Here is a 1,700-nt window from a genome sequence, read left to right as displayed (position 1 = left end):
GCGAACTCCGGCGTGTTCGTCTTGCCAAGCGTGACGGCGCCCGCGGCGCGGATCCGCTCGATGACGAGCTCGTCGCGGCCGGGGACGTGGTCGGCAAGTAGAAGACGGCTTAATATTTTAGTGGCGTTATCACGACCAAAATCTTCCCAGTGTAATAATGCATCTGGATATAGACGTTGAACTGCTTTAACAAATTTGTCTATAAATGCATCATATCTTTCTCCAGTGATTCGTCGATGACGATTACCTAAATAAAGATCGTCATTTAATAAATTTTCATTGTTAGTTCCAACATCTAGTGATACTGGTAAAACTTTTTTAGGATCAATGCCAGCTGCAGCCGTATAAACCATTAATTTTCCTATTACAATATCGACACCATTAACCCCCCAATCCCCAATTCCTAAAATACCTTCAGCATCAGTTACAACAATTAATTGAATATCTCTACCTTCTGTAACATTTTTTAATTGCTTTTCGATATCATTAGGTTCATCAATAGATAAGAAAGCTGCATCTTGTGGTCTTGAAAAGATCTCATTATATTTCTCTATAGATTCAGCTACAACAGGGTCATAAATAATTGGCATAAATTCAACTAAATGGTCTGATAATAGTTTATAGAATAACGTTCTATTTCTAGAGAAAATTCCCATTAAAAACAAACGTTTTTCTAAATTAGTTTGTTTTCTTGTAAATTCGTCATATGTTTGCTTTGCTTGCTCCTCTATTGTTCTTACTTTAGTAGGTAACAAACCATTTAGATTAAATTTTTCTCTTTCTTCTTTAGTAAAAGCACTCCCTTTATTTAAAAATGGATTGTTCAGTAACTCTAAACCTTTCATGATTTATCCTCCTTTTTTATTGCAAATAAACAATAATTCTTTAAAATATGTATAGTCAAAACTTCATTTTTCGATAAATTTTATTTATGAGCGGAGGGTAAATGTTGAAACTACAAGATTTAATGTACTTAAAAAAATTAGCAGATTTAAAGAGCTTTACGAAGACTTCGAGTTTTTTCAACGTAAGCCAACCTACAATTTCATATGCTATCAAAAGAATTGAAGAAGAATTTAATATAGAAGTTATTGTTAGAGACCATAAACACCACTCCATCGATATAACTGAAATGGGACAAGTGATTATTAATCACACTAAAATTATCGAAAATGAATTACGCGAAATGACTTTTGATATCAACAAATTAAAAACACAAGATATTAAGTGTGGTATTCCACCCATCATTGGTGATATATATTTCCACAAAATATCCATCAATTTATTTAAAAATAATTTGATGGATAGTGTATCTATTATTAATAAGGGATCTAAAGACCTTATTAATGAACTTAAAACAGGCAATATAGATATCGGGTTAATCGGTTCACTTAAACCAATTAAGGAAGATAAGTTAATAAGCAAGGTCATTAAAAAAGATAACTATAGAATCATTGTGAGTAAAAACCATCCTTTCTCTCAATTTAAAAAAATATCATTTAAACAACTTAAAAATGCTCAATTCGTTTCACTTAATGATCATTTCACACATTCACTTGCATTAAGTCATCTATGTGAAAATTATCATTACTCTCCAAATGTGATATATAAAATGGGAGATTTGAACTTATATAAGAAAATGATATCTGAGGGTATAGGAATCGGTATTTTAACAGAATCTGCAATAAAAGATAGTGATC

Annotated in this window: 2 protein-coding genes; one reads left to right on the top strand and one right to left on the bottom strand. The window is 31.6% G+C overall.

Annotated features, from left to right (window positions below):
* On the bottom strand, positions 1–845 hold an 845-nt coding region (gene maeA / locus AB0C84_RS46100), incomplete at its 3' end, for an oxaloacetate-decarboxylating malate dehydrogenase (protein ID WP_361079250.1).
* A gap of 101 nt (positions 846–946) precedes the next feature.
* On the opposite strand from maeA, the gene AB0C84_RS46095 reads away from it, so the two are divergent.
* Positions 947–1,700, top strand: a 754-nt coding sequence (locus tag AB0C84_RS46095) for a LysR family transcriptional regulator (RefSeq protein WP_361079247.1), incomplete at its 3' end; no start/stop codon positions are given.

It is taken from the genome of Actinomadura sp. NPDC048955, from assembly GCF_040649435.1.
GTDB classification, from domain to species: Bacteria; Actinomycetota; Actinomycetes; order Streptosporangiales; family Streptosporangiaceae; genus Spirillospora; species Spirillospora luteofluorescens.
Note: the sequence above shows the minus strand (reverse complement) of the source record. Positions and strands in the feature narration are given on the sequence as shown.